The 3335-nt window shown below is 71.3% G+C and carries 4 protein-coding genes and 1 pseudogene; 4 read left to right on the forward strand and 1 reads right to left on the reverse strand.

Annotated elements, in window-relative coordinates; translation table 11 throughout:
• The 3 genes from RT051_RS14500 to holA form a co-directional block, all read left to right on the forward strand.
• The coding region (locus RT051_RS14500; RefSeq protein WP_313077813.1) for a class I tRNA ligase family protein at positions 1 to 788 on the forward strand (788 nt) is incomplete at its 5' end.
• Positions 789 to 805: 17 nt separating this feature from the next.
• A complete protein-coding gene (lptE, locus tag RT051_RS14505) occupies positions 806 to 1324 on the forward strand; it encodes an LPS assembly lipoprotein LptE (RefSeq protein WP_313077816.1) in 519 nt (172 codons plus the stop codon).
• A gap of 179 nt (positions 1325 to 1503) precedes the next feature.
• Positions 1504 to 2550 carry a DNA polymerase III subunit delta gene (gene holA / locus RT051_RS14510; RefSeq protein ID WP_313077820.1) on the forward strand — a complete coding sequence of 349 codons (1047 nt, stop codon included), beginning with the start codon at positions 1504 to 1506 and terminating at the stop codon, positions 2548 to 2550.
• A 9-nt stretch (positions 2551 to 2559) separates the two neighbouring features.
• Here the strand turns inward: holA and RT051_RS14515 are convergent, their stop codons facing one another.
• Positions 2560 to 2871 carry a hypothetical protein gene (locus RT051_RS14515; RefSeq protein ID WP_313077823.1) on the reverse strand — a complete coding sequence of 104 codons (312 nt, stop codon included), beginning with the start codon at positions 2869 to 2871 and terminating at the stop codon, positions 2560 to 2562.
• An 82-nt stretch (positions 2872 to 2953) separates the two neighbouring features.
• On the opposite strand from RT051_RS14515, the pseudogene RT051_RS14520 reads away from it, so the two are divergent.
• Positions 2954 to 3335: pseudogene (locus RT051_RS14520) on the forward strand (gamma-glutamyl-phosphate reductase); the annotation flags it as partial.

Here is a 3335-nt window from a genome sequence, read left to right on the forward strand (position 1 = left end):
CGCCCATCGACTACGAGGGCGTGGGCACCATGTCCAAGTCCAAGAACAACGGCGTCGATCCGCAGGACCTGATCGAGCGCTACGGCGCCGACACCGCGCGCCTGTACACCATGTTCACCGCACCGCCCGAGCTCACCCTGGAGTGGAACGACTCGGCGGTGGAGGGCAGCCACCGCTTCCTGCGCCGGGTGTGGAACTTCGGCGTGCGCCTGGCCGCCATCGACCGGGACGCGGCGCTGGCCAGCGCCGCCGGCGCGAAAAGCCTGGCCGACGTGGCCTTCAGCCCGGCGGCGCGCGCGCTGCGGCTGGAGATCCACACCGTGCTGCGGCAGGTGCACTACGACTACCAGCGCATGCAGTACAACACCGTGGTCTCGGGCTGCATGAAGATGCTCAACGCGCTGGAGGACTTCAGGGACACGGCCGGCGCCGGCGCCGCCGTGGCGCTGATCGAGGGCTTTTCCATCCTGCTGCGCGTGCTCTACCCGGCCACGCCCCACCTCACGCACGTGCTGTGGCAGGACCTGGGCTATGCCGGCACGCTGGGCGACCTGCTGGACGCGCCCTGGCCGCAGGTGGACGCGGGCGCGCTGGTGCAGGACGAGCTCGAACTGGTGCTGCAGATCAACGGCAAGCTGCGCGGCGCCGTGCGCGTGCCCGCCAGCGCCGACAAGGCGGCCATCGAGCAGGCGGCGCTGGCGAGCGACGAGTTCCAGAAGTTCTCCGAGGGCCGCGCGCCGAAAAAAGTCGTGGTCGTGCCCGGCCGCCTGGTCAACGTGGTGGTCTGAGGCTGCCCCGTCCCACCATGCACAGGCGTACCCTTCTCTCCCTGTTCCCCCTGCTGGCCGCGGCTCCCCTGGCCGGCTGCGGCTTTCGCCTGCGCGGCGTGCCGCAGTTCGGCTTTGCCTCGCTGTACGTGCAGGCCGGCGCCGGCTCGGCCCTGGCGCGCGAGCTGCGCCGCACGCTGGCTGCCAGCAGCGACCGCCTGCTGTTGCTGACCGAGCCGGTCCAGCTGCCCCAGGCCGAGGTGGTGCTGGAGATCCTGTCCGAGCAGACCGAGCGCGTGGTCGTCGGCCAGAGCGCCACCGGTCAGGTGCGCGAGCTGCAGCTGCGCCTGCGCCTGCGCTTTCGCCTGCGCGGCCAGGACGGGCGCGAGTGGATCCCGGCCACCGAGCTCGTGCAGACGCGCGACATCAGCTACAACGAGACCATCGCCCTGTCCAAGGAGAGCGAGGAGACGCTCTTGTTTCGCAACATGCAGACCGACCTGGTGCAGCAGCTGCTGCGGCGCCTGGCGGCGGTCAAGGGGCCGCTACGGCAGTAAAAATTGATAGCTGCTCGCGCTTCTTCCACGCCGGCCAGAGGCCTTTCCCCCTGCTCCCTCCCCCCCTGGGGGAGGGTTGGGGTGGGGGCCAGCGGCGATGGCCCATCCCTTGCGGCACGCCAGCGCCAGCCGGCCCCCATCCCCGCCTTCCCCCAGCGGGGGAAGGAGTAAGAGCGGCCATGCACCTGCCCCTGCCCCAACTCCCCGCCCAGCTGCAAAAAGGCCTGCGTCCGCTGTACGTGCTGCACGGCGATGAGCCGCTCCTGCAGCAGGAGGCGCTGGACGCCATCCGCGCCGCGGCGCGTGCCCAGGGCTACAGCGAGCGCAGCAGCTTCACCGTTGCCGGCGCGCACTTCGACTGGAGCGCCGTGCTGGCCGCCGGTGGCTCGCTGTCGCTGTTTGCCGAGCGCCAGATCGTGGAGATCCGCATCCCCGGCGGCAAGCCGGGCAAGGACGGCTCGACCGCGCTGCAGCAGATCGCCGAGGGTGCGCGCGGCAATGACAGCCTGCTCACCATCGTCCTGCTGCCGCGCCTGGACAAGGCCATGCGTGTCAGTGCCTGGTTCACGGCGCTGGAGGGTGCGGGCGCTGCCGTGCAGATCGACCCGGTCGAGCGCGCCCAGCTGCCCGGCTGGCTGGCCCAGCGCCTGGCCGCCCAGGGCCAGCGGGTGGCCGGCGGCGAGGCCGGCCAGCGCACGCTGCAGTTCTTTGCCGACCGGGTCGAGGGCAACCTGCTGGCCGCGCACCAGGAGATCAGCAAACTCGCCCTGCTGCACCCGCCGGGCGAGCTGCCTGAGGGGGCCATCGAAGCCGCCGTGCTCAACGTGGCGCGCTACGACGTGTTCAAGCTGTCCGAGGCGGTGCTGTCCGGCCAGGTGCTGCGCGCGCAGAAGATGCTCGACGGCCTGCAGGCCGAGGGCGCGGCCGCCGTGCTGGTGCACTGGACGCTGGCCGAGGACATCCGGGCGCTCAAACGCACCAAGGACGCCCTGGGCGCCGGCAAGCCCCTGCCCATGGCGCTGCGCGAGAGCCGCGTCTGGGGCGCGAAGGAGCGCCCATTCGCCGCCCTGGTGCAACGCGCCAGCGAGGCGCAGCTGACCCGCCTGCTGCAGTCGGCACACGTGGTGGACGGCATCGTCAAGGGCCTGCGCGCGCCCGGCTGGCCGCAGGACGCCTGGCAGGCACTGGCCCGGCTGGCGCTGCAGCTGGGGCAGCTGGCGCGTTAGGCTGGAGGCTTATCGCGTGCTGGATGGGGCGCTGCTGGCGGGGTCAAGCGCCTTGCCGGCCTTGGCCGCCCACTGGCCGATCGATTCGACCAGCGCGCCGTGGCTGAAAGAGCAGCTTTCCTCGGTGAACAGTGCGCCGGCCTCCAGCCGGTCGAGCAGGCCCAGCAGCACCTCGCCATAGCGCGGCGGCAAGGTCTTGAGCAGCTCCTCCTGGGCGCGGGCGGCGGCGCTGAAGGCGTGGTTGCTGATGCGCTGCTCCGCCAGCTGCTGCAGGTCGGCGCGCAGGTTGTCGAGTTGGGTGCGGGCAAGGTTGTGGCTCATGGGGCCAAGGGTAGCGCGGCCGGGCGCCGACCGGTGGCGGGTGGTAGCAAGGGGCATGCCATCTGCGCCAGAATCGCGTCCCATGAACGCGCTCAACATCGCTGAATACACCCACACCCTCGGTTTGCAGGCAAAAGCGGCGTCAGCCCGCATGGCGCAAGCGCCGGCAGCTATCAAAAACAAAGCCCTGCTGGCCCTGGCCCGGATGCTGCGCGCCAGTGGCGACGTCCTGGCCGCGGCCAACGCGCAGGACCTGGAGCGTGCCCGCGCCGCCGGCCTGGCCGAGCCCATGGTCGATCGGCTGAAGCTCACGCCCAGGGTCATCGAGACCTGCGCCCTGGGCTGCGAGCAGCTGGCCGCCATGCCCGACATCATTGGCGAGGTGCAGGGCATGCAGCAGCAGGACAGCGGCATCCGCGTGGGCCGCATGCGCGTGCCCATCGGCGTGTTCGGCATGATCTACG

The sequence above is a fragment of the Melaminivora sp. genome, assembly GCF_032059615.1.
In the GTDB taxonomy this organism is placed as follows: Bacteria; Pseudomonadota; Gammaproteobacteria; order Burkholderiales; family Burkholderiaceae_C; genus Melaminivora.

What these genes read in the sequence shown, in the direction of transcription:
- RT051_RS14515 (WP_313077823.1), bottom strand. Translation starts at nt 2,871, where the DNA reads ATGAGCCACAACCTTGCCCGCACCCAACTCGACAACCTGCGCGCCGAC.
- lptE (WP_313077816.1), top strand. Translation starts at nt 806, where the DNA reads ATGCACAGGCGTACCCTTCTCTCCCTGTTCCCCCTGCTGGCCGCGGCT.
- holA (WP_313077820.1), top strand. Translation starts at nt 1,504, where the DNA reads ATGCACCTGCCCCTGCCCCAACTCCCCGCCCAGCTGCAAAAAGGCCTG.